A 23,035-nucleotide genomic window follows, 5' to 3' on the forward strand; every position below is an offset into this window, starting at 1 on the left:
CGACCCCCGGCGTGACAGGCCGGTATTCTAACCGACTGAACTACCGCTGCGCATGGAAGCCTTGCGGCATCCGGCTGGCACTTACCGAGAACCTGTTCAGCGGGGTTCTCTGCACCAGCGGCCGCTAAGATACTGATTTATCAGGGAAGAAACAACAGGGGCAGCGAAAATATTTCTCACTGGGCCGGGGCGGTGGCGCAGGCCAGGCGGCGCTCAGGCGGCGGTCCCCGCGGCCTGGCGTCTGAGCAGGCCGAGAAAGCCCTCCAGCGCCGCGCTGGGTACCTGACCGGTGCGCAGCAGGATCCCGAAGGGCGTCAGGGGTTCGGTGATTTCCAGGTCGAGCGGGACCAGCAGCCCAGTGCGCAGGTGATCGCGCACCACCGCCTCGGTCAGCACCAGGATGGCGTCGGTGATCTGCACCAGCTGCAGCATGGCGAACACCGAGCCACACTCGATGATGTCCGCGGGCGGCGGTAGCGAGTGCCGGACAAAGGCCCCCTCCAGCGCGACCCGCGCCGGACTGGCTTCCGGCTGCAGGATCCAGGGCCAGTCCTCGACCAGTTCGGCCAGATCCGGCACGACGCGTCCGGCCAGGGGATGTCCAGTGCGCACCACTACCGCCAGGTGCTCGTTGCCCAGCGGCTCGAAGGTGAAGCGACCGAGATCGGCCGGCTGGGTGAAACGGGCGATGGCCACATCGATCCGCTCCTGCTCCAGCAGTTCGGTGAGCTGGTCGCTGGTATCGCCGAGGATGCGCAACTGCAGGCCGGGCTGGCGCGCCTTGCTCGCGGCGATGGCGCGCACCACCAGATCGGGTAAGGCGCCCATGATGGCCCCCACCGCCAGATGCCCATAGCCGCCGGCGCGGCGCGCATCGAGGTCTTCGGCGCAGCGATCCAGGCCATTGAGGGCACGGCGGGCGAATTCGATGATCTCCACGCCCAGCGCCGTGGGCGTCAGGCCCCGCGCCTGACGCTCGAACAGCACGCAGCCAAAGGCTTCCTCGACGTCCTGCAGCATCCGCGTGGTGGCCGGCTGCGACATGTGCAGGGCTTCGGCGGCGCGGTGCAGATTGCAGGTCCCGGCCAGGGTCACCAGCATCAGCAGGTGCTTGTAGCGCAGCCGACCGAACAGCGCACGGGCATGGGGGGAAGCGTTCATCGGCAGCATCCTGGAGGCGCGAGCGGAGGCATCCAGCCGGGCTCGACGGCTCTGGCCAGGCGGGTGAGGCATACCGATACCTTAAGGGTATCGGTCCTAAACAAAAAGCGATTATCCAGGCATTGCAACTGCGACTACCTTGAGCCGTGGCCGAATCACAACAACAAGAGAGATCGCCATGCACACCACCCTGTCACCGGGGCTGGTCGCCAAGGTCACCCGGCGCCTGCTGCCCTTCCTGCTACTGATGTACGTCATGGCCTTTCTCGACCGGGCCAACGTGGGTTTCGCCAAGGTCGCCTTCCAGGCCGATACCGGCATCTCCGACGCGGCCTTCGCCTTTGGCGCCGGGGTCTTCTTCGTCGGCTACGCCTTTCTCGAGATTCCCAGCAATCTGATCATGCACCGCGTCGGTGCCCGGTTGTGGATGTGCCGGATCATGGTGAGCTGGGGCTTGATCTCCGCCGCGATGATGTTCGCCCACACGGCGACGGCCTTCTATGTGCTGCGCTTCCTGCTCGGGGTGGCCGAAGCCGGCTTCTTCCCCGGCGTCATCCTCTACCTCACCTACTGGTTCCCCTCGCGCTACCGCGCCCGGGCACTGGGCTTCTTCTACTTCGGCGCGCCCCTGGCCTTCATCTTCGGCAGTCCGCTGTCGGGCCTGCTGCTGGAATTCGACGGCTTCGGCGGGCTGCACGGCTGGCAGTGGATGTTCCTGGTCGAAGGGGTGCTGGCCAGCCTGGTCGGTGTCTGGGCCTGGTTCTACCTGGACAACCGACCGCGCGATGCCCGCTGGCTGAGCGATGCGGAAAAGCAGGCGCTGCAACAGGCGCTGGACGCCGAGGACGCCGCCAAGCCACACCAGGGCGGACTGCTGCGCCTGCTCGGGCAGCCGCGCATCCTGCTGCTGTGCAGCATCTACCTGCTGATCCAGGCCAGCGTCTATGGCGTGGTCTTCTACCTGCCGACCCAGGTGGCCGGGCTGCTCGGGCAGAAGGTCGGGCTGCTGGTCAGCCTGGTCTCGGCGATTCCCTGGGTCTGCGCCCTGCTCGCCGCCTGGCTGATCCCCAGCTGGTCGGATCGCACCGGCGAACGCCGTTGCACCGCCGCCGCCACCCTGGCCATTTCCGGTCTGGGCATCGCCGCCTCGGTGACCTTCTCGCCGCTCTATGCGCTGCTCGCCCTGTGCTTCGCCGCCGCCGGCTTCATCGCGGTGCAGCCGCTGTTCTGGACCTTTCCGTCCGACCAGTTGCGCGGCAGCGCCGCCGCGGGCGGCATCGCCCTGATCAATACCTGTGGCGCCATCGGCGGCTTCATCGCGCCCCTGGCCAAGCGCTGGGCCGAGGTGACCTTCGCCCACCCCGGCGCCGGCCTCTATCTGCTCGCCGGCACCACCCTGGTGGCCGCCGCCCTGATCCTGGGCCTGCGCCGCCGCGACCAGGCCGATCCCCAACCCCAGCTCACGCCCAGTCATTAAGGGAGCTTTGCCATGACCCTACCCACCATCAAGCAGGTGCGCGCCTACACCCTTCGCGGCGGTGGCGCCGACTATCACGACCAGGGCGACGGCCACTGGATCGACGACCACATCGCCACGCCCATGGCCAAGTACCCGGAATATCGCCAGAGCCGCCGCAGCTTCGGCATCAATGTGCTAGGCACCCTGGTGGTGGAAGTCGAGGCCAGCGACGGCACCGTGGGCTTCGCCGTCACCACCGGCGGCGAGCTGGGTGCCTTCATCGTCGAGCGGCACCTGGCGCGCTTCCTGGAGGGCGCCAAGGTCACCGACCTGGAAAAGATCTGGGACCAGATGTACCTCTCCACCCTCTATTACGGCCGCAAGGGCATCGTGCTCAACACCATTTCCGGGGTGGATCTGGCGCTCTGGGACCTGCTCGGCAAGCTGCGCCAGGAACCGGTGCACCAGCTGCTCGGCGGCGCCGTGCGTGACGAATTGCAGTTCTACGCCACCGGCGCCCGGCCGGACCTGGCCAAGGAGATGGGCTTCATTGGCGGCAAGCTGCCGCTGCAACACGGCCCGGCCGAGGGCGAGGAAGGCCTGCGCAAGAATTTGGAAGCCTTGGCGACCATGCGCGAGCGGGTCGGCGACGACTTCTGGCTGATGCTCGACTGCTGGATGAGCCTGGACCTCAACTACGCCACCCGCCTGGCCCAGGGCGCCCAGCAGTACGGCCTCAAGTGGATCGAGGAGGCGCTGCCGCCGGATGACTACTGGGGCTATGCCGAACTCAAACGCAACGTGCCGAAGGGCATGCTGGTCACCACCGGCGAGCACGAGGCCACTCGCTGGGGCTTCCGCCTGCTGCTGGAGATGGGTTGCTGCGACATCCTGCAACCGGACGTCGGCTGGTGCGGCGGCCTCACCGAGCTGATCCGCATCTCGGCGCTGGCCGATGCCCACAACGCCCTGGTGGTGCCCCATGGCTCCTCGGTCTACAGCTACCACTTCGTCATCACCCGCACCAACAGTCCCTTCGCCGAGTTCCTGATGATGGCGCCCAAGGCCGACGAGGTGGTGCCCATGTTCCATCCGCAGTTGCTCGACGAACCCGTCCCGGTGCGGGGCCGCATGCGCGCCTCGGCGCTGGATCGGCCCGGCTTCGGCGTGCGCCTCAATCCGGAGTGCGCCCTGGAACGTCCCTATCGCCACTGAGGCGTTGCTCAGGAGGGCTGGATGAAAGCGACCCACAACACCCTGGCAGCACCGGTACCGGATGCGCGCCCCGCGGCGACGCCGCTGCCACCCAAGAGCGCTCGCCTCAAGCGGATCCAGGTGATCGCCCTGGCGCTGCTGGTACTGGCCGGCTTCGTCAACTACCTCGACCGCAGCACCCTGGCCATCGCCAACCAGACCATCAGCGGCGAGCTGGGCTATACGCCGACCGAGATGGGCCTGCTGCTGTCGGCCTTCGCCTGGGCCTATGCCTTCGCCCAGTTGCCCATCGGCGGTCTACTGGATCGCTTCGGCGCGCGTCTGACCCTGGGCCTGGGCATCTGCCTCTGGTCGCTCGCCCAGGGCGTGCTCGGGCTGCTCAGCAGCCTGCACCTGATGATCCTCGCCCGTGTCGGCCTGGGCATCGGCGAGGCGCCGCAATTCCCGGCCGGCGCCAAGGTGGTCAGCGAGTGGTTCAACGTGCGCGAGCGCGGCCTGCCTTCCGGCATCTTCAACCTGTCGTCCTCGCTGGGGCCGGCGATCTCCCAGCCGATCCTCACTGCGCTACTGCTGTGGCTGGGCTGGCGGCAGATGTTCATCGCCATGGGGGTGCTCGGTGTTGCCGTCGCGGCGCTCTGGTACCTGAGCTATCGCGACCGGGTGCAGGTGGTGCTGGACGCCGCGGAGCGGGCGCACCTGGATGCCGGCCTGCCACCCCGGGACGCCGGCCAGCGCCTGACCTTCGCCGACTGGCTGGGGTTGTTCCGCCGCCGCCTGACCTGGGGCGTGGTGATCGGCTACGTGGGCATCATCTACATGCTGTCGCTGTTCCTGACCTGGCTGCCGGCCTACCTGGAACGGGTCCACCACCTGTCCCTGTCCCAGGCCGGCTGGGTCGCCAGCCTGCCGTTCCTGGCCGGCGCCTGTGGCGTGATCGGTGGTGGCCTGCTGGTGGATCGCCTGACCCGCAGCGGGCGCAGCCTGGCCTTCAGCCGCAAGCTGCCGATCTGCGGCGGTCTGGCGGCGGCCGGGCTGTTCGCCCTGTGCAGCGCCGAGGTGACCGGCATCGGCAGCGTCATCCTTTGCTTCAGCCTGGCACTGTTCAGCCTCAACGTGGCAGTGGCCGGCACCTGGTCGCTGGTCAGCGTCGCGGTGCCCTCGCACCAGGTGGCCTCGCTGGCCAGCATCCAGAACTTCGGTGGCTACTTCGGCGGCGCCTTCGCCCCGGTCATCACCGGCATGATCGTCCAGCAGACCGGCTCCTTCGGCCTCGCCCTCGGCATCGCCGCCGCGGTCGCGGTGGCCGGCGCCCTGAGCTATGGGCTGCTGGTGCGCCTGCCGGACACCCCTTCCTGACTCCCCCGGAGACAACCGTCATGGATCTGCCGCGCAATCCCTTCAAGGCCCGCCTCACGGGCAGCGACACCCTCTACGGCCTCTGGGCCGGCTTCGCCACCGGCTACGCCGCCGAGATCGCCGCGAGCACCGGCTACGATTGGCTGCTGATCGACGGCGAGCACGCCCCCAACACGGTGCCGAGCATCCTCGCCCAGTTGCAGGCGGTGGCGCCCTATTCCACGGCGCCGGTGGTGCGCTGCGTGACCGGCGATGCGGTGCTGATTAAGCAGTTGCTGGACATCGGCGTGCAGACGCTGATGGTGCCCATGGTGGGGACCGCCGACCAGGCCCGCGCCCTGGTGCGCGCCATGCGCTATCCCCCCCACGGCATCCGCGGCGTCGGCGGCGGCCTGGCCCGCGCCACCCGCTGGGACGGGGTACCCGACTACCTGCACAACGCTCACACCGAGCTGTGCCTGATCGTCCAGGTGGAATCGCGGCTGGGCAGCGATAACGTCGCCGAGATCGCCGCCGTGGAGGGCGTGGACGCCGTCTTCGTCGGCCCGGCCGACCTCTCCAGCGGCCTCGGCCATGCCGGCAATCCGGGCCATCCCGAGGTGCAGACACGTATCCGCGCCGCCATCGATGCCACCCGCGCGGCTGGCAAGGTGGCCGGGATCCTGGCGCCCCAGGAAGACGATGCCCGGCGCTATCGCGACTGGGGTTGCCAGTTCGTTGCCGTTGGCATCGACATCAGCCTGTTCCGCCAGGCGGCGCTGGCCAACCTGGCCCGCTATCGCCCCCTTGAAGCGCCCCAGGCGCCCTCTCGCACCTATTGACCCGGAGACCGCCATGGCCGATCTGCCCCTCTACCAGAACTACATCGATGGCCGCTTCCTGCCGGCCGCCGAGGACTTTCTCGTCCATAACCCGGCCACCGGCGAGGCCCTGGCCCGGGTACCGGCGTCCAGTCGCGAGGACGTCGACCGGGCCATCGCCGCCGCCCGCCGCGCCCAGAAGCCCTGGGCCCGCAAACCGGCCATCGAGCGCGCCGGCTATCTGCGGCGCATCGCCGCCAAGCTGCGCGAGCAGGCGCCGCGGCTGGCCCAGACCCTGGTCGCCGAACAGGGCAAGATCCGCGGCCTGGCCGAGGTGGAGGTCAATTTCACCGCCGACTACCTCGACTACATGGCCGAGTGGGCAAGGCGCATCGAAGGCGAGATCATCACCAGCGACCGACCCCACGAGCAGATCTTCCTGCTGCGCAAGCCACTGGGCGTGGTGGCCGGCATCCTGCCCTGGAACTTCCCCTTCTTCCTGATCGCCCGCAAGCTGGCACCGGCGCTGATCACCGGCAACACCATCGTCATCAAACCCAGCGAGGAAACCCCGATCAATGCCCATGAATTCGCCCGCCTGGTAGCCGAGACCGACTTGCCGCCCGGGGTCTTCAACCTGGTCGGCGGCGCCGGCGCCGTGGGGGGCCAGCTCAGTGCCCATGCCGGCATCGACATGGTCAGCTTTACCGGCAGCGTCGGCACCGGCTCGCGGATCATGGCCGCTGCCGCGCCGAATCTGACCAAGCTCAACCTGGAGCTGGGCGGCAAGGCGCCGGCCATCGTCCTGGCCGATGCCGACCTGGACCTGGCGGTCCGGGCGATCCGTGACTCGCGCATCATCAACACCGGCCAGGTGTGCAACTGCGCCGAGCGGGTCTATGTGGAACGCGCGGTGGCCGAGGACTTCATCGAGCGCATTGGCCGCGCCATGGCCGCCACCCGCTATGGCGACCCCCAGGCCGACACCGGCGTGGAGATGGGACCGCTGATCAACGCCGCTGGCCTGGACAAGGTGGCGGCCAAGGTCGACGTCGCCCTCGGCCAGGGCGCCCGTCTGGTCACCGGTGGCCGTCGCGCCGACCTGGGTCGCGGCTTCCACTTCCAGCCTACGGTGCTGGCGGACTGTCGCGCGGACATGCCGATCATGCGCGAAGAAATCTTCGGCCCGGTGCTGCCGATCCAGGTGGTGGATGATCTCGACGAGGCCATCGCCCTGGCCAACGACTGCGAATACGGCCTCACCTCCTCCGTCTATACCCGCAGCCTGGGCAAGGCCATGCACGCCATGCGCGAGATCGACTTCGGCGAGACCTACATCAGCCGGGAAAACTTCGAGGCCATGCAGGGCTACCACGCCGGGGTGCGCAAGTCCGGCATCGGCGGCGCCGATGGCAAGCACGGCCTCTATGAGTACACCCATACCCAGGTGGTCTATCTGCAGGGCTGAGACTGGCTACCTGGTCTAACCGCTGCGCTCGAATGTTCGCGGGCGAACGCGGGTCGAAACAGGCGCAACCCAAGACCAGGCGCGGGCCCAGGGCTGAGCGGAACCAGCCACCGCAGCGATGGCTAGCGCGCCGCGCGGTGCCGCCTCAGCCGTAGGCTTTCTCGCCATGCTGGAAGAGGTCCAGGCCCTGGGCTTCGGTCTGCTCGCAAACGCGCAGGCCGCGGGTCAGGACCCGGGTGACGCAGAGCAGCACGAAGGTCATGACCCCGCAGAAGACCACGGTGAAGAGGACGCTCTTGAGCTGGATCAGCACCTGGCTGGCGATGGCGATGTCCTGGTAGCCGCCCAGGCTCTTGCTGGCGAAGACGCCCGTCAGCAGCGAGCCGACGATGCCGCCGATGCCGTGCAGGCCAAAGGCATCCAGTGCATCGTCGTAACCGAAGGTGCGCTTGAGATAGACCACCGCCACGTAGCAGACAGCGCCGGTCAGCAGGCCCATGGTGAGGGCCCCGGCCGGACCGACGAAGCCGCAGGCCGGGGTGATGGCGATCAGGCCGGCCAGGGCGCCGGAGGCGACACCGAGGGCGCTGGCCTTGCCGGTGCGCAGCCACTCCACCGCGAGCCAGCCGAGGATGCCGGCACAGGCGGCGATCTGGGTGGTGAGCATGGCCATGCCGGCGCTGGCGCTGGCGGCCACCGCAGAGCCGACGTTGAAGCCGAACCAGCCGACCCAGAGCAGGGCCGCGCCGGTCAGAGCGAAGCCCAGGTTGTGCGGCGGCATGGCCTGGAGGCTGTAACCCTGACGCCGACCGAGCATCACACAGGCCACCAGCCCGGCGACACCGGAATTGATGTGCACCACGGTGCCACCGGCGAATTCGAGGATGCCCCAGTCATAAAGCAGGCCACCCGGCCCGCTCCAGGCCATGTGCGCCAGGGGCAGGTAGCAGAAGGTGAACCAGAGTGCACAGAACAGCACGGCGGCGCTGAATTTCATGCGCTCGGCGAAGGAGCCGGCGATGATCATCGGGGTGATCAGCGCGAAGGTCATCTGGAAGGTGGCGAAGACGCTTTCCGGAATGCTGCCCACCAGGCTCTCACGCACCACATCGAGCAGCATCCAGTGCTTGAAGCCGCCGATCAGGCTATGGAGATTGAACTCGCCAGCCACCATGCCGGTGGTGTCGGCGAACAGACTGTAGCCATAGACCACCCAGAGCACACCTATGACTCCGGCCACGGTAAAGCTCTGGGTGAAGATCGAGAGCAGATTCTTCGACCGCACCAGGCCGCCATAGAAAAGCGCCAGGCCGGGGACCAGCATCATCAGCACCAGCACGCTGGAGATCATCATCCAGGCCGTGTCGCCGCTGTCGAGCCTGGCCTCCTGGGCCAGGGCCATACCGGGCATCCCGAGGGCTGCCACCAGAACCGCAACCGCCTTGCCTTTACCGATCATGTCGAGCTTCCTTCGCTGAGGGATGAAAGGGAACGTCTTGTGTTGCTGCCTGCCGAAGCGAGGCGTGGTGTATCGCGCTATCGCGGCCATGGCGGTCCGCCGATGCGGCCGCTCCTACAGGTAGGGCTTTCGTAGGAGCGGCCCCTGGCCGCGATTAGATGTTAGCCGTGGTCGCAACGGCGAATCGCCATGACTGCGCTTGATGAAGCAACGACCACACCACTAGAACCTGGTTTGTCCCGGGATCCATTGGGTGCCCGCCAGCGGCACCCGCGCCATGGCCGCGGCCTCGATGGTGAGGGCGACCAGGTCTTCCGGGTCGAGGTTGTGCAGGTGCGACTTGCCACAGGCGCGGGCCATGGTCTGGGCTTCCAGCACCAGCACCCGGAGGTAGTTGGCCAGGCGGCGCCCGCCCTCCACCGGGTCGAGGCGCCTGGCCAGTTCCGGGTCCTGGGTGGTGATGCCGGCCGGATCGCGACCGTTCTGCCAATCGTCGTAGTAACCGGCGGCCGAACCGAGCTTGCGCAGTTCGGCGTCCAGCCGCGGATGGTTGTCGCCCAAGGCGATCAGGGCGGCGGTGCCGATGGCCACGGCGTCAGCGCCCAGCGCCATGGCCTTGGCTACGTCGGCACCATTGCGGATGCCCCCGGAGACGATCAGCTGCACCTTGCGGTGCATGCCCATCTCCTGCAGCGCCTGCACCGCCTGGGGAATGGCCGGCAGGATGGGGATGCCGACGTGCTCGATGAACACCTCCTGGGTCGCCGCAGTGCCGCCCTGCATGCCGTCGAGCACCACCACATCGGCGCCCGCCTTGACCGCCAGCTTGACGTCGTAATAAGGCCGACTGGCGCCAATCTTCACGTAGATGGGCTTTTCCCAGTCGGTGATCTCACGCAACTCGGCGATCTTGATCGCCAGGTCATCCGGACCGGTCCAATCGGGATGGCGACAGGCGCTGCGCTGGTCGACGCCAATAGGCAGGGTCCGCATGCCGGCCACCCGCTCGGTGACCTTCATGCCCAGCAGCATGCCGCCACCGCCAGGTTTGGCGCCCTGCCCCAGGACGATCTCGATGGCGTCGGCCTTGCGCAGGTCGTCAGGATTCATGCCGTAGCGCGACGGCAGGTACTGATAGACCAGGTGCTGGGACTGACCACGCTCCTCGGGGGTCATGCCGCCGTCGCCGGTGGTGGTGCTGGTGCCAGCGATGCTGGCACCGCGGCCGAGGGCTTCCTTGGCATTGGCCGAGAGCGCGCCAAAGCTCATGCCGGCGATGGTCACCGGGATCTTCAGGTGGATGGGTTTCTTGGCAAAGCGGGTGCCGAGCACCACGTCGGTCCCGCACTTCTCACGGTAACCCTCCAGCGGGTAGCGCGAGACGCTGGCGCCCAGCAGCAACAGGTCATCGAAATGCGGCAGCTTGCGCTTGGTGCCGCCGCCGCGGATGTCATAGATGCCGGTCTCGGCGGCACGCTGGATTTCCTGGATGGTGAGGCGATCGAAGGTGGCCGATTCGCGCAGCACGGGGGTGTTCTGGTCAGTCATGGCGATTCTCCTGCGCGATCAATAGGCCGAGGCGTTGTCGACCTTGAAGTTGTAGAGCTGGCGGGCGGAGCCGTAGCGCTTGAAGTCGGCGGCCCGCTCGGCGAAGCCGGCGGTGTCGAGCAGTTGCTGCAACTCGGCCAGGTGTTCGGCGCGCATCTCCTTCTCGATGCAGTCCGAGCCCAGGGAGGCCACGCGGCCTTTCACATAGATACGCGTCTCGTACAGCGAATCGCCCAGGGCGTCGCCGGCGTCGCCGCAGACCACCAGGCGCCCGGCCTGGCCCATGAAGCAGCTCATGTGGCCGATGCTGCCGCCGACGACGATGTCGACGCCCTTCATGGAAATACCGCAGCGCGCGCCGGCGTCGCCCTCGATGACCAGCAGGCCACCATGGGCGGTGGCGCCGGCGGCCTGGGAGGCGCTGCCCTTGACCCGTACCGCGCCGGACATCATGTTCTCCGCGCAGCCGACGCCGACGTTGCCATGCACGGTAATGGCGGCATGCTGGTTCATGCCCGCGCAGTAGTAGCCGGCGTGCCCGTTGATATCCACGGATACGGCGGCGTTCACGCCCACGGCAAGGTTGTGGGCGCCATTGGGATGGGTGACCACCCACTCGCGCTCGGCAGCGGTCTGGGTGACGTCGTGCAGGGCCTGGTTGAGGTCACGCACGGCGGTTTGGGTGAGATCGAAGGTTTTCATCTGCGCTGCTCCTCAGGCCGACTCGCGTTCCCAGACGTACAGGGTGGCCGGTGCCGGCTCCCAGACCTTGGCCCGCTCGATGCCGGGCAGGCTCGACAACGCCTGGTATTCGGAGGCCATGGCCACGTAGTCGTCGGTTTCGGCGAGGATCGCCGGCTTGCAGGCGATGGGATCGCGGATCACCGCGAAGCCGTTGCGGGTGCCGATGGCAAAGGTGAAGAAGCCGTCCAGATCCTCCAGAGAACGGTCCAGTGCCTGCTTGAGGCTGTCGCCCTCGCGCAGCCGCCAGGTCAGGTAACCGGCGGCGACCTCGGTGTCGTTCTCGGTCTCGAAGGCAATGCCCTCACGCCTGAGGTTCTGGCGCAGCCGCGAATGGTTGGACAGCGAGCCGTTGTGCACCAGGCAGAGGTCGGCGCCGGTGGAAAAGGGATGGCTGCCTTCCAGGGTCACGGCGCTCTCGGTGGCCATGCGGGTGTGGCCGATGATGTGGCTGCCCTGCATCCCGGCCAGGCCGAAACGGCTGGCGATCTGCTCGGGCAGGCCCATGCCCTTGAGGATTTCGATGCTGCGCCCGGCGCTCATGATGCGCACCGTCGAGGCCAACTCGGCCAGGGCGGCGCGCACTTCGGCTTCCGCCGCCTGGATCTTGAGCACCATGGCGCTGGCGTTCTGGAACCAGTCCAGCTCGGCATCAAGTTTTTGCTGCAACGCGGTGACCAGGGCGGCGAAGTCATAGCCGTCGGAGGTGGCCTGCAGGGTCAGCTTGACCCAGCCCTCGGCCACCTCGTCCCCATAGATGGCAAAACCGGCACTGTCCGGACCGCGGTCGGTCATGGCTTCGAGCATGGGCAGAAAGAGGCTGCCAAGCTGGGCCTCCAGCGCCGGGTTCTTCAGATAGAGTCCAACGATTCCACACATGGGTGTCACTCCTTCGCAGGCAGGGGGCGCGCCGGGGCGCCCGAAGAACGATCGATAAAGCGATGGCGATCAGAAGAATTCGGTGTAGCGCTGGATCTCCCAGTCGGAGACGTGGCGGCTGTATTCCACCCACTCCATGCGCTTCAGCTTGATGAATTCGTCGACGATTTCCGGGCCGAGCATCTCGCGGAACAGCGGGTCGGCGTCCAGGGCGTCGCAGGCCTCCTTGAGGCTCTGCGGCAGGGTCTCGATCCCCCGCGCGGCGATGGCCTCGAGGCTCAGGTTGTAGAGGTTCTCGTTGCAGGGCGCGCCCGGGTCCAGTTCGCGCTCGATGCCGTCGAGACCGGCGGCGATGATGGCGGCGGTGACCAGATAAGGATTGCAGCCGGCGTCGGGCAGGCGGAATTCCAGGCGGCCATAGGGCACCCGCACCATCGCCGAGCGGTTGTTGGCGCCGTAGGCGATGAAGGACGGCGCCCAGGTGGCGCCGGACAGCGAGCGGCCCACCACCAGGCGCTTGTAGGAATTCACGGTGGGCGCGGCGAAGGCGCACAGCGCCGGACCGTGGGCCAGCAGGCCGGCGAGGAAGTGGTAGGCCAGCTTCGACAGGCCCATGCCACGCGGATCGCTGTCGTCGTGGAAGAGGTTGCGGCTGGTGGCGCTGGCCAGCGACAGGTGGAAATGCATGCCGTTGCCAGCGCGCTTGGGATCGGGCTTGGGCATGAAGGAGCAGATCATGCCCAGTTCGTTGGCGATCTCGCCGGCGGCCATGCGGAAGAAGGTGAAGCGATCCGCCGACTCCAGCGCCTCGCTGTAGGTGTAGTTGATCTCGAACTGGCCGTTGGCGTCTTCGTGGTCGATCTGATAGATGTCGAAACCCACCGGCTGCAGGGCTTCGGTGAGCTTTTCGAGAAACAGCCGCGAGCGCGACAGGCCCTTGTAGTCGTAGCAGGGCTTGTCCAGGGTGTCGCTGCCGTCCACCAGGGACAACTTGCCGACCTCGTCGCGGCGCATGAGGAAGAACTCGGGTTCCAGCCCGGTGTTCAGGCTCCAGCCGCGGTCGCCAAGGCGAGCTACCTGGCGCTGCAGCACGTAGCGGCTGTCATAGGGATGGGGCTTGCCGTTGACATGACCGATGCACACCACCCGCCCGTAGCCGGCCTGCCAGGGTACCGGGATCAGGGTGGAGAGATCGCCACGGGCCATGAAGTCGGGACCGTGGGGCTCCATGCCCATGCCGCAGATGGCGAAACCGGCGAAACCCGCGCCCTCCTCCGCCACGGCGGCGAGGCCGGCCACCGGCACGGACTTGGTCTTGGCGGAACCATGGATGTCGACGAACTGGGCCAGCACGTAGCGGATACCGTGCTGGTCGATGAGATGCTGGGTTTCGCTGGGCAACATGACGGGCTCCTTAGCTAAGATCCACTATATTCCCATTGGGAATTTATTCTTCCCAACAGGAAAGCAAAGACTTTGCCAAGTCGCGTCCGCTTCGCCGACCGCTATGCCAGAACCTTCCCGTCAGCGAGTTAACCCTGCGGATCCCAAGGAAAATCCCGGCAGCAGCCCGCGGGGATTTTTTCCGGCATGATGGGAGCCACATCGGACGCCCACGCGTATCCGCCCCCCTCTCTGCACTTTACTTGTGCGAATTTTTTATTCCCAAAACTAAAATGATGCAAGAATCCCCAAGTCGTGAGCCACGCCTGAAGATCGAGCAGTACATAGGCATCCAGATTCGTCGCCAGCGCCAGGATCAGGGCCTGAAGACCGCCGAGGTGGCGCGCATGGCCGGTATCAGCCAGGGCATGCTGAGCAAGATCGAGAACGCCCAGGTCTCCACCAGCCTGGAAACCCTCGGCCGGCTGTGCGACACCCTGGGCCTGCCGCTGTCGCGGCTGTTCAGCCAGTACGACCAGCAGGAACGCGATGCCCTGCTGGTCAAGGCGGGCGAAGGTCTCGAGGTGGTGCGCCGGGGGACCGACAAGGGACACACCTATCACCTGCTCAACCACTCCCGCGGGCCGAAGAAGAGCCTGGAGGCCTATCTGGTCTCCATGGATGATGCCAGCGAGGAATTCCCCACCTTTTCCCATCCCGGTACCGAGTTCATCCACCTGCTCGAAGGCAGCCTGGTCTATCGCCATGGCAACCACCTCTATGAAATGGGCCCGGGCGATAGCCTGAGCTTTGACAGCGACATCCCCCACGGCCCGGAGCGATTGAACCAGGTGCCGATCAAGCTGCTGTCGATCATGACCTTCAAGGACGACTGAGGCGCGCCTGTCTCGCCGGTGAAAGGGGATTTCGCCGGTAAAAAAGACCAACTTATAACTGGCAGTAAATTTTTATTACTCGACTCTGGACGAGCGCTTGCGCTTGCCCTATAACAGCATCCGTGAATTTTATATTCCCAACAGGAAATAACGCCGCAGCGAAATCTTCCTCCACTGGTGAAATCCGGACGCGCACATGGAAACCTTGCCCACCTACATCCTCAATGTCAGCTGCCCGGCCACCTCGGGCATCGTGGCTGCCGTCAGCACCTATCTCGCCCGCAACGACTGCTACATCGCCGAGATGGCGCAATTCGATGACGATTTCACCGAGCGCTTCTTCATGCGCACGGTGTTCCGCTTCAACCCGGGCGCCAGTAGCGGCATCGAGGCGCTGCGCGACGGCTTCGCCGCAGTCGCGGCCGACTTCGCCATGCAGTGGGAGCTGTACAGCACCGCCCGCCCCACGCGGGTGCTGCTGATGGTGAGCAGGTTCGATCACTGCCTTGCGGACCTGCTCTATCGCCACCAGAAGGGCGAGTTGCCGATGGAGATCACCGCCATCGTCTCCAATCACCTGGATCTGCGGCCCATGGCCGAGCGGGAAGGCATCCGCTTCGTCTACCTGCCGGTGACCAGGGACAGCAAGCGCCAGCAGGAACTCGAACTGCTGCGCCTGGTGGCGGAGACCGGGACCGAGCTGGTGGTGCTGGCGCGCTACATGCAAATCCTCTCGGACGAGCTCTGTCAGGAACTGGCCGGGCGCGCCATCAACATCCACCACTCCTTCCTGCCCGGCTTCAAGGGCGCCAAGCCCTACCACCAGGCCTTCGAGCGCGGCGTCAAGCTGATCGGGGCCACCGCCCACTACGTGACCTCGGATCTCGACGAAGGCCCGATCATCGAGCAGGAGGTGCAACGCGTCGACCATGGCTATCGCCCCGATGATCTGGTCGCCATCGGCCGGGATACCGAGACCGTTGCCCTGTACAAGGCGGTGAAGTACCACATCGAGCGGCGGCTGTTCCTCAACGGCAATCGCGTGGTGGTGTTTCGATGAGCGCCCGGCTGATCGACGGCAAGGGCGCCGCTGCCCGCCTGCTGCAAGGGGTCGAGCGGGACGTGGCCGAGCTGCGCGCGCGGGGTATCCAGCCGGCCCTGGCGGTCATCCTGGTGGGCAGCGATCCGGCTAGCCAGGTGTATGTGCGCAACAAGCTCCGCCGCGCCGCCGAGGTGGGCATCCGCTCGCTCAGCCATGAGTTGCCGGCGGATCTCGAGCAGATCGAGCTGCTCGCCCTGATCGCCGCCCTCAACGCCGACCCGGAAGTGCACGGCATCCTGGTGCAACTGCCATTGCCGCCGCAGATCGACGAGGCGGCGGTGATCCAGGCGCTCCACCCTGACAAGGACGTCGATGGTTTCCACCGCGAGAACGTCGGCGCCCTGGCCCTTGGCCAACCCAGCCTGGTGCCCTGCACCCCGGCGGGCTGCCTGCGGCTGCTGCAGGACCAGCTGGGTGATCTCAGCGGACGCCATGCGGTGGTGGTCGGCCGCTCCAACATCGTCGGCAAGCCCATGGCGGCCCTACTGTTGCAGGCGCACTGCACGGTGACCCTGGTGCATTCGCGCAGCCGCGACGCCGCCGCGCTGTGCCGCCAGGCCGACATCCTGGTGGCCGCGGCCGGCCAGCCCGGCCTGGTCACCGCGGACTGGGTCAAGCCCGGCGCGGTGGTCATCGACGTCGGCATCAATCGCGTGGAGCACGCCGGCGGCGCCCGGCTGGTAGGCGATGTCGGCCCGGCGGTGGCGGAGATCGCCGGCGCCCTCACCCCGGTGCCGGGCGGGGTCGGGCCCATGACCATCGCCCTGCTCCTGCACAACACCCTGAGCGCCGCCCAGCGCCAGCATCCCCACGCCGTCACGACCTGACCGGGAGTCCACCATGCCTTTCAGCCTGTTGAAATACGGCCTGTCCGCCGACTATCCGGTTGAGGTCGACCTGCCCCCGCCCAAGGAACTCAAGTCCAGCTACGACGTGGTCATCATCGGGGGCGGTGGCCACGGTCTGGCCACCGCCTACTACCTGGCCAAGTACCACGGCATCACCAATGTCGCGGTGCTGGAGAAGGCCTACCTGGGCGGCGGCAACACCGCGCGCAACACCGCGGTGATCCGCTCCAACTACCTCACCAGCGAAGGGGTGAAGTTCTATATCGAGTCGGTGCGGCTGTTCAAGGAGCTGTCCAACGAATTCGACTTCAACATCATGTATTCCGAGCGCGGTCAGCTGACCCTGGCGCACACCGACGCCACGGTGCGCGCCTTCCGCCAGCGCGCCGAGGTCAACAAGCACTTCGGTGGACGCACCGAGCTGATCGACCGCCAGCAGATCCGCGAACTGGTGCCCTGCCTCAACCTCGATCCGGGCCACCTGCCGGTCCTGGCCGGGCTGTGGCACATGGATGGCGGCACCGCCCGCCACGACGCCGTGGCCTGGGGCTATGCCAAGCAGGCGGCCAAGCACGGTGTGGAGATCCACCAGCTGACCGAGGTGCAGGACTTCGTGGTGGAGAACAATAGAATTGCCGCCCTCAAGACCAGCCGCGGCACAGTGCGCTGCGGCTGCGCGGTACAGGCGGTGGCCGGTACCAGTTCGCTGCTGATGAACAAGCTGGGCATCCGCGCTCCGCTGCACACCTATCCCTTGCAGGCCATGGTTACCCAGCCGTTCAAGCCCTTCCTCGACCCCCTGGTGAGTTCCAGCGCCCTGCACTGCTACGTGCAGCAGACCAGCCGCGGCGAGATCGTCTTCGGCGGCGGCTCGGATCCCTATCCGCTGTATCACACCCGCTCGACCCTGGAGCTCAAGGAAAGCCTGCTGGCCCACGCCATCGAGATGTTTCCCTTCATGGCCAACGCCAAGCTGATGCGCCAATGGGCCGGGATGACCGACATGACCCCGGACTACAGCCCGCTGATGGGCCTGTCGCCCATCAGCGGCTACTACCTGGACGCCGGCTGGGGCACCTGGGGCTTCAAGGCCACGCCCATCTGCGGCAAGACCATGGCCGAACTGGTGGCCAGCGGCGGGCGGGTGCCCGAGCTCATCGCCCCCTTCGGTCTCGACCGGTTCAGCCGCTTCCAGCAGGTCAACGAGATGGGCGCCACCGCGGCCAGCCACTAAGGAGCTGTCATGAAGATCCTCACCTGCCCGCTCAACGGGCCGCGCAACATCAGCGAATTCACCTACGGCGGCGAACTCAAGGCCATGCCCGATCCCAAGGCCTGCAGCACCGCCGAGTGGGCCGACTACGTCTTCAACTGCGAGAACCGCCGCGGCGTGGTCACCGAATGGTGGCTGCACAATGCCTCCAGCTACTGGTTCCTGGCCGAACGCCACACCGGCACCGACGAGGTGCTGCGCACCTTCGACCCCCGCGAACTATTCATCCAGCGTGTCGACTTCACCGTTGCGGAGGTGCGCCCATGACCCGCCTGCCGGCCCCCATGGGGCTGCTGATCGATCGCAACCGTCCCCTCGCTTTCAGCTTCGAAGGTCAGAGCTACCAGGCCTATGCCGGCGATACCCTGGCCAGCGCCCTGCTCGGCGAGGGTCACTGGTTGCTGTCGCGTTCCTTCAAATACCACCGCCCCCGCGGGCCCCTGACCCTGGCTGGCCAGGACGCCAACACCCTGGTGCAGTTGCCGGACGAACCCAATGTGCTGGCGGATGAACTGCCGCTGCGCGAAGGTTTGAGCGCCACGGCGCAGAACGTCAGCGGCAGCCTCGAGCGCGACCGCAACGCCCTGCTCGGCACCTTCTCCAGGTTCATGCCGGTGGGCTTCTACTATCGGGCCTTCTACAAGCCCAAGGGCATTTGGAAACGCTGGGAGCCGCTGATCCGGAAGAAGGCCGGCCTCGGCGTGCTCGACCTGACCTTCGTCCCCACCTATCACGACAAGGCCTATCTGTTCTGCGACGTGGCGGTGATCGGCGCCGGTCCCGCTGGCCTCTGCGCAGCGCTGGCCGCCGCCCAGGGGGGCGCCGAGGTGCTGCTCGTCGAACAGCAGCCGCTGCTTGGCGGCGCCCTGGCCTGGAGCCGCTTCGGCCTCGATGCCGGCCAAGGTGAAGGGCTACGGGAAGAGCTGGTGGCCGCGGTGCGTGCCGAGCCACGCATCCGGGTCCTGGAGTCCGCCGTGTGCAACGGCTGGTTCGCCGATCACTATCTGCCGGTCATCCAGGGCAACCGGATGTTCAAGGTCAGGGCGCGGCAGACCGTCCTCGCCAGTGGCGCCTTCGACCAGCCGGTGATCTTCCGCAACAACGACCTGCCCGGCATCCTGCTGACCAGTGCCGCCCAGCGCCTGATGCGGCTCTATGGCGTGCGACCGGGCCGGCGCGCCGTGGTCCTGGCCGGCAACGACGACGGCTATCTGGCGGCCCTCGACCTGCAGGAGCAGGGGGTCACCGTCGCCGCGCTGCTCGATCTGCGCGCGGCGCCGCGGGATGCCCAGTTGCAGCAGGCGGTAAGCGCACGCGGCATTCCCGTACACCTGGGCCATACGGTGTACGAGGCCCACGCCGATGCCGCTGGCCGCCAGCTGGCGCGAGTCGATGTCCGTCCCATCGTCGGCCAGGGCCAGGTCGGCCCCGCGGGCCTGACCCTGGATTGCGACCTGCTGTGCATGTCAGCCGGCTACATGCCGGTCTACCAGCTGGCCTGCCAGGCCGGCGGCACCTTGAGCTACATCGACGACCAGGCCGCCTTCAGCCTCGGCAACCTGCCGCGGGGCCTGCACCTGGCCGGCTCGGTCAATGGCCGCCATGCGCTGGAGCGGGTGCTGGCTGACGGTCGCGCCGCCGCGGCCCGCGCCCTGGCCGAACTGGATCTCGCCCCGCTCGCCACCGAGCAGACCCAGGCCGACGACCATCAGGTCAACTTTCCCTGGCCAATGTTCGCCCACCCCCAGGGCAAGGAGTTCGTCGACTTCGACGAGGATCTGCAGATCGCCGACATCATCAATGCGACCCGCCACGGCTATCGCGACGTCCAGTTGGTCAAGCGCTTCTCCACCGTTGGCATGGGCCCGTCCCAGGGTCGCCATTCGGCGCTGCCCACCGCGCGCCTGGTGGCTGCCGCCACCGCACGCAGCGTCAGCGATACCGGGGTGACCACCGCCCGGCCGCCCTTCACCGCGGAAAAGCTCGCCCACGTCGCCGGGCGTGCCTTAGATCCCTATCGGCGCACGGCCATGCACAGGCGCCACCTGGAACTGGGGGCCAGCCTGATGCCGGCGGGTGTCTGGCAACGGCCGGCCTTCTACGGTCCGGCCAGCGAACGCCAGCGTTGCATCCAGGCCGAGGTCCGCAAGGTCCGCGAGGGCGTGGGCCTGATCGACGTCTCCACCCTGGGCGGCCTCGAGGTGCGCGGCCCCGATGCCGCCGAGCTGCTGGAACGGGTCTACACCTTTGGCTTTCGCAAGCTACCGGTGGGACGTACCCGCTACGCCCTGATGACCGCCGAAGACGGCGTGGTGATCGACGACGGCGTGGCCGCGCGCCTGGGCGAGCAGCACTTCTACGTCTCGGCGACCACCAGCGGCGTCGACCGCGTCTACCGCAGCCTGCTCAAATGGAACGCCCAGTGGCGGCTGGACGTGGACATCGCCAACGTCAGCGCCGCCTTTGCCGCCGTGAACCTGGCCGGTCCGCGCTCCCGGGAGGTGCTGTGCGAGCTGTGCCCCGAACTGGACCTGACGCCCCAGGCCTTCCCCTACCTCGCCGTGCGCGAGGGCCGGGTCGCCGGGATTCCCGCGCGGCTGTTGCGGGTCGGTTTCGTCGGCGAACTGGGCTATGAAATCCATGTGCCCGCACGCTTCGGCGAGCGCCTCTGGGATGCCCTGATGACAGCAGGGACCCGCTTCAGTATCCGCCCCTTCGGCGTCGAGGCCCAGCGCCTGCTGCGGCTGGAGAAGGGCCATGTGATCATCGGCCAGGACACCGATGGCATGACCCACCCCGCCGAAATCGACATGGGCTGGGCCATCGGTCGCCAGAAGCCCTTCTTCGTCGGCCAGAAGTCCATCGAGATCCTCGAAAGCCAGCCGCTGCGGCGCAAGCTGGTGGGCTTCACCCTGCCGGCGATCGCCAGCCAGCCGCTGGAAGGCCACCTGGTGCTACAGGGTGATGACATCGCGGGCAACGTCACCTCCTGCGAATTCTCCCCCACCCTGGGCTGCATCCTCGGCCTGGCCTATGCCGCCCCCGATCAGGCCGAGCCCGGCATGTCCCTGCCGATCCGCGTCGAAGGAGGTGAGATCGTCCAGGCCACGGTGGCACGCCTGCCCTTCTACGATCCCCAAGCCCAACGCCAGGAGGTGGGAGCATGCCGCTGAATCCCATGGAGTGCGACGAACGCAGTCCGCTGGTCGAATTGCAGCTCGATACACCCGTACTGCAGCATCAGGGACGGATCTTTGCCGAGCGTCTGAGTGGTGGCGACGAGGCGGCGCTGCTCCGCCGCGGTGGCCTGGCCGACCTGAGCAATCTGCCGCGCTTCGGCCTGCGCGGCCCGACCGCCGCCGGCCATCTGCAGGGCCAGGGTTACCTCCTGCCGGGACGTCCCAATCTGGCACTGCGCCAGGCGACCGGGGAATGGCTGCTGCGGCTGTCGCCGAGCGAATACCTGCTGCTCGGCGCCCTGGGCGACGGCGGGGCCCGGGTTGCCGCCCTGGAAGCGGCTGCTGCCAAATCCGGCCCCGGCTGCTACCCGCTGCCGCGCCAGGACTCCCACGCCTGGCTGGTCCTCACCGGGTCCCAGCTGCCCGCGCTGTTCGCCAAACTGTGTGGCGTGGACCTGGGCAAGCCCTTCGCGGCCGGCCAGGTGGTGCAGACCTCGGTAGCCAGACTCAACGCCATCCTGCTCAATGCCGGCGACGGTACGCTGCCGCATGTCCACCTGCTCTGCGACCGCGCCAGCGCCCATTACCTCTGGCACGTGCTGCTCGATGCGCTGGAAGAGTTCGACGGCGGTGCGCTGGGCGTCGCGGTGCTGCTCGCGGCGGGCATCCCATGACCGTCGTCGAGGCGACAGCGGTCGAGGCCGATGGCGACTATCGAGTGCCCGCCCTGCTGCGTGGCCTGAGGGTCCTGGAACTGTTCGACGCGAAGCGCCGCCTGCTGACCCTGCAGGAGATCGCCGAGGGTCTCGGCGGCTCGACCTCGTCGGTCTACCGCATCGTCATGACCCTCACCGAGCTGGGCTATCTGGAGCGTCAGTCCAAGACCGGATACGGCCTGGGCATCAAGGTGGTCAGCCAGGGCTTCGCCTACCTGGCCAGCCGCGACCTGGTGGACATCGCCCAGCCCCATATGGAGCGGCTGCGCGACGTCACCTCGCTGTCCTGCCATCTGGGCGTCCGCGATCGCACGGAAGTGGTCTATCTCTACCGCGCCATGGCCAGCCAGCGGCTGACGGTAAACGTCCCGGTGGGCACCCGGCTACCCTGCACCCGTACCGCTCTGGGCCGAGTGCTGCTCAGCGGCCTCGACGCCGAGGCCCTGAGCGCCCTCTACCAGCACGAGCGGCTGGATGACCAGCCACCGCCCGCGCCCCGTACCCTGCCGGAGCTGTTGCGCCTGGTCGAGCAAGACCGCCGCCAGGGTTGGGTCCTGCACCGCTCCGACTACTCCACCGCCATCGCCACCGGCATCCACGATCATCGCGACCAACTGGTGGCGGCGCTGAACGTCTCCGGCCCCGATGCCGTGATGGATGCGGCCGCGACGCGGGAATGGGTCGGCGCCCTGCTGGCCGAGACCGCCGCGCGGATCGCCACCGAACTGGGACACCGCCCCCACGCTGACGCCCGACGTTCCGACTAGGCCGCCGAGGCGTTCTGGTATACCGTAAGACCAGAATAATCAGAGCAGTGACCAGGCCGAGGTCAGCATGAGCCCTTCCCCACGTTTCTGCTGCCAGTGCGGCAGCGCCGAATTGCGTCGTGGCCAGCCTGCGGGCGATAGCCATGAACGGTTGCAGTGCACCGCCTGCGGCCATGTGCTCTATGACAATCCGCGGGTGATTGCCGGATGCCTGGTGGAGCATCAGGGCCGCTATCTGCTCTGTCGCCGGGCCATCGAGCCGCGGCTTGGCTACTGGACCCTGCCCGCGGGTTTCATGGAGAACGGCGAGAGCGCCGAGCAGGCGGCCTTGCGCGAAACCTGGGAAGAAAGCGGGGTGCGGGCGCGAATATTGGCACCCTATTCCATCTTCAACGCCACGACGGTCAATCAGGTCTATCTGATCTTTCGCGCCGAATTGATCGAGATCGCCGCCGACGCCGGTGTCGAGACCCTGGAGCGCCGCTTCTTCGCCCCGGACGAGCTGCCCTGGGCCGAACTGGCCTATCCTTCGATCCAGCAGATCCTGGAGCGCCGTCTGCACGAGCAGGCGCAGGGTCAGCATGGCCTCTATTTCGGTACGGCCGAGGCCGGGCAGTTGCATCCCTTGGGTTGATGGTGCCGGGAGCTGTTGGGCTTCGACGATGAAGCCGGCTCAACCCAGCCTACCTCGATCGCAGGTTGAGTTGAGCGCCGCGAAGCCTAACGAACGGGATCAGATCCCCAGGCAGAGGTACTTGATCTCCAGGTAGTCCTCGATGCCGTAC

At 67.2% G+C, this 23,035-nt stretch carries 20 protein-coding genes; 14 read left to right on the forward strand and 6 right to left on the reverse strand.

Annotation, left to right across the window (positions count from 1 at the left end):
- Positions 1-213: 213 nt before the first annotated feature.
- Positions 214-1,161 carry a LysR family transcriptional regulator gene (locus GSQ95_RS14510; RefSeq protein ID WP_158896950.1) on the reverse strand — a complete coding sequence of 316 codons (948 nt, stop codon included), beginning with the start codon at positions 1,159-1,161 and terminating at the stop codon, positions 214-216.
- Positions 1,162-1,339: 178 nt separating this feature from the next.
- On the opposite strand from GSQ95_RS14510, the gene GSQ95_RS14515 reads away from it, so the two are divergent.
- Genes GSQ95_RS14515 through aldA form a run of 5 tightly spaced genes read left to right on the forward strand, consistent with a single transcriptional unit; the run spans position 1,340 to position 7,459 of the window.
- Positions 1,340-2,638, forward strand: coding sequence for an MFS transporter (locus GSQ95_RS14515; protein ID WP_158896949.1), 1,299 nt, complete (start codon positions 1,340-1,342; stop codon positions 2,636-2,638).
- Between the two features lie 12 nt (positions 2,639-2,650).
- On the forward strand, positions 2,651-3,835 hold the full coding sequence (gene rhmD / locus GSQ95_RS14520; RefSeq protein ID WP_158896948.1) for an L-rhamnonate dehydratase: 1,185 nt from the start codon (positions 2,651-2,653) through the stop codon (positions 3,833-3,835).
- Positions 3,836-3,856: 21 nt separating this feature from the next.
- A complete protein-coding gene (locus tag GSQ95_RS14525; protein WP_158896947.1) occupies positions 3,857-5,191 on the forward strand; it encodes an MFS transporter in 1,335 nt (444 codons plus the stop codon).
- Positions 5,192-5,211: 20 nt separating this feature from the next.
- Positions 5,212-6,012: an aldolase/citrate lyase family protein gene (locus tag GSQ95_RS14530; protein ID WP_158896946.1), complete on the forward strand. Its 801-nt coding sequence runs from the start codon at positions 5,212-5,214 to the stop codon at positions 6,010-6,012.
- Positions 6,013-6,025: 13 nt separating this feature from the next.
- Entirely contained in the window at positions 6,026-7,459 is a 1,434-nt protein-coding gene (gene aldA / locus GSQ95_RS14535) for an aldehyde dehydrogenase (protein WP_158896945.1), read from the forward strand.
- Between the two features lie 145 nt (positions 7,460-7,604).
- On the opposite strand, the gene GSQ95_RS14540 is transcribed toward aldA, so the two are convergent.
- The 5 genes from GSQ95_RS14540 to glnT form a co-directional block, all read right to left on the reverse strand.
- A complete protein-coding gene (locus GSQ95_RS14540) occupies positions 7,605-8,918 on the reverse strand; it encodes an ammonium transporter (RefSeq protein ID WP_158896944.1) in 1,314 nt (437 codons plus the stop codon).
- A 222-nt stretch (positions 8,919-9,140) separates the two neighbouring features.
- The gene (locus tag GSQ95_RS14545; protein WP_158896943.1) at positions 9,141-10,466 is read right to left on the reverse strand and encodes an FMN-binding glutamate synthase family protein; all 1,326 of its coding nucleotides are present in this window, start codon (positions 10,464-10,466) and stop codon (positions 9,141-9,143) included.
- Between the two features lie 18 nt (positions 10,467-10,484).
- On the reverse strand, positions 10,485-11,168 hold the full coding sequence (locus GSQ95_RS14550) for a protein glxC (protein WP_158896942.1): 684 nt from the start codon (positions 11,166-11,168) through the stop codon (positions 10,485-10,487).
- Positions 11,169-11,180: 12 nt separating this feature from the next.
- Entirely contained in the window at positions 11,181-12,086 is a 906-nt protein-coding gene (locus GSQ95_RS14555) for a glutamine amidotransferase family protein (protein WP_158896941.1), read from the reverse strand.
- A 69-nt stretch (positions 12,087-12,155) separates the two neighbouring features.
- Entirely contained in the window at positions 12,156-13,490 is a 1,335-nt protein-coding gene (gene glnT / locus GSQ95_RS14560) for a type III glutamate--ammonia ligase (RefSeq protein WP_158896940.1), read from the reverse strand.
- Positions 13,491-13,765: 275 nt separating this feature from the next.
- Between glnT and GSQ95_RS14565 the strand changes: the two genes are divergently transcribed.
- From GSQ95_RS14565 to GSQ95_RS14605, 9 genes are all read left to right on the forward strand, one after another.
- A complete protein-coding gene (locus tag GSQ95_RS14565; protein WP_158896939.1) occupies positions 13,766-14,365 on the forward strand; it encodes a helix-turn-helix domain-containing protein in 600 nt (199 codons plus the stop codon).
- Positions 14,366-14,561: 196 nt separating this feature from the next.
- Entirely contained in the window at positions 14,562-15,425 is an 864-nt protein-coding gene (gene purU, locus GSQ95_RS14570; protein WP_158896938.1) for a formyltetrahydrofolate deformylase, read from the forward strand.
- Positions 15,422-16,294: a bifunctional 5,10-methylenetetrahydrofolate dehydrogenase/5,10-methenyltetrahydrofolate cyclohydrolase gene (locus tag GSQ95_RS14575; protein WP_158896937.1), complete on the forward strand. Its 873-nt coding sequence runs from the start codon at positions 15,422-15,424 to the stop codon at positions 16,292-16,294. Before purU ends, GSQ95_RS14575 begins: the two co-directional genes overlap by 4 nt.
- Before the next feature lie 13 nt (positions 16,295-16,307).
- Positions 16,308-17,549: an FAD-dependent oxidoreductase gene (locus GSQ95_RS14580; protein WP_158896936.1), complete on the forward strand. Its 1,242-nt coding sequence runs from the start codon at positions 16,308-16,310 to the stop codon at positions 17,547-17,549.
- Positions 17,550-17,558: 9 nt separating this feature from the next.
- Positions 17,559-17,855 (forward strand): sarcosine oxidase subunit delta, encoded by a 297-nt coding sequence (locus tag GSQ95_RS14585; protein ID WP_158896935.1) that lies wholly within the window; start codon positions 17,559-17,561, stop codon positions 17,853-17,855.
- The gene (locus GSQ95_RS14590) at positions 17,852-20,761 is read left to right on the forward strand and encodes a 2Fe-2S iron-sulfur cluster-binding protein (protein WP_158896934.1); all 2,910 of its coding nucleotides are present in this window, start codon (positions 17,852-17,854) and stop codon (positions 20,759-20,761) included. Before GSQ95_RS14585 ends, GSQ95_RS14590 begins: the two co-directional genes overlap by 4 nt.
- Positions 20,752-21,441 carry a sarcosine oxidase gene (locus GSQ95_RS14595; RefSeq protein WP_256664589.1) on the forward strand — a complete coding sequence of 230 codons (690 nt, stop codon included), beginning with the start codon at positions 20,752-20,754 and terminating at the stop codon, positions 21,439-21,441. Before GSQ95_RS14590 ends, GSQ95_RS14595 begins: the two co-directional genes overlap by 10 nt.
- A complete protein-coding gene (locus GSQ95_RS14600; RefSeq protein WP_158896933.1) occupies positions 21,438-22,250 on the forward strand; it encodes an IclR family transcriptional regulator in 813 nt (270 codons plus the stop codon). Before GSQ95_RS14595 ends, GSQ95_RS14600 begins: the two co-directional genes overlap by 4 nt.
- A 67-nt stretch (positions 22,251-22,317) precedes the next feature.
- Positions 22,318-22,884 (forward strand): NUDIX hydrolase, encoded by a 567-nt coding sequence (locus GSQ95_RS14605; protein ID WP_158896932.1) that lies wholly within the window; start codon positions 22,318-22,320, stop codon positions 22,882-22,884.
- The last annotated feature ends 151 nt before the right edge of the window (positions 22,885-23,035 follow it).

This window comes from Pseudomonas sp. BAV 4579, from assembly GCF_009765395.1.
GTDB classification, from domain to species: Bacteria; Pseudomonadota; Gammaproteobacteria; order Pseudomonadales; family Pseudomonadaceae; genus Chryseomonas; species Chryseomonas aestiva.

Bases quoted from the DNA above. Each gene is read 5' to 3' on its own strand.
- GSQ95_RS14605 (WP_158896932.1), top strand. From the start codon at position 22,318: ATGAGCCCTTCCCCACGTTTCTGCTGCCAGTGCGGCAGCGCCGAATTG.
- glnT (WP_158896940.1), bottom strand. From the start codon at position 13,490: ATGTTGCCCAGCGAAACCCAGCATCTCATCGACCAGCACGGTATCCGC.
- GSQ95_RS14590 (WP_158896934.1), top strand. From the start codon at position 17,852: ATGACCCGCCTGCCGGCCCCCATGGGGCTGCTGATCGATCGCAACCGT.
- GSQ95_RS14510 (WP_158896950.1), bottom strand. From the start codon at position 1,161: ATGAACGCTTCCCCCCATGCCCGTGCGCTGTTCGGTCGGCTGCGCTAC.
- GSQ95_RS14515 (WP_158896949.1), top strand. From the start codon at position 1,340: ATGCACACCACCCTGTCACCGGGGCTGGTCGCCAAGGTCACCCGGCGC.
- GSQ95_RS14545 (WP_158896943.1), bottom strand. From the start codon at position 10,466: ATGACTGACCAGAACACCCCCGTGCTGCGCGAATCGGCCACCTTCGAT.
- GSQ95_RS14550 (WP_158896942.1), bottom strand. From the start codon at position 11,168: ATGAAAACCTTCGATCTCACCCAAACCGCCGTGCGTGACCTCAACCAG.
- purU (WP_158896938.1), top strand. From the start codon at position 14,562: ATGGAAACCTTGCCCACCTACATCCTCAATGTCAGCTGCCCGGCCACC.
- GSQ95_RS14600 (WP_158896933.1), top strand. From the start codon at position 21,438: ATGACCGTCGTCGAGGCGACAGCGGTCGAGGCCGATGGCGACTATCGA.
- GSQ95_RS14555 (WP_158896941.1), bottom strand. From the start codon at position 12,086: ATGTGTGGAATCGTTGGACTCTATCTGAAGAACCCGGCGCTGGAGGCC.
- GSQ95_RS14580 (WP_158896936.1), top strand. From the start codon at position 16,308: ATGCCTTTCAGCCTGTTGAAATACGGCCTGTCCGCCGACTATCCGGTT.
- aldA (WP_158896945.1), top strand. From the start codon at position 6,026: ATGGCCGATCTGCCCCTCTACCAGAACTACATCGATGGCCGCTTCCTG.
- GSQ95_RS14595 (WP_256664589.1), top strand. From the start codon at position 20,752: ATGCCGCTGAATCCCATGGAGTGCGACGAACGCAGTCCGCTGGTCGAA.
- GSQ95_RS14565 (WP_158896939.1), top strand. From the start codon at position 13,766: ATGCAAGAATCCCCAAGTCGTGAGCCACGCCTGAAGATCGAGCAGTAC.
- GSQ95_RS14540 (WP_158896944.1), bottom strand. From the start codon at position 8,918: ATGATCGGTAAAGGCAAGGCGGTTGCGGTTCTGGTGGCAGCCCTCGGG.
- GSQ95_RS14575 (WP_158896937.1), top strand. From the start codon at position 15,422: ATGAGCGCCCGGCTGATCGACGGCAAGGGCGCCGCTGCCCGCCTGCTG.
- GSQ95_RS14585 (WP_158896935.1), top strand. From the start codon at position 17,559: ATGAAGATCCTCACCTGCCCGCTCAACGGGCCGCGCAACATCAGCGAA.
- rhmD (WP_158896948.1), top strand. From the start codon at position 2,651: ATGACCCTACCCACCATCAAGCAGGTGCGCGCCTACACCCTTCGCGGC.
- GSQ95_RS14530 (WP_158896946.1), top strand. From the start codon at position 5,212: ATGGATCTGCCGCGCAATCCCTTCAAGGCCCGCCTCACGGGCAGCGAC.
- GSQ95_RS14525 (WP_158896947.1), top strand. From the start codon at position 3,857: ATGAAAGCGACCCACAACACCCTGGCAGCACCGGTACCGGATGCGCGC.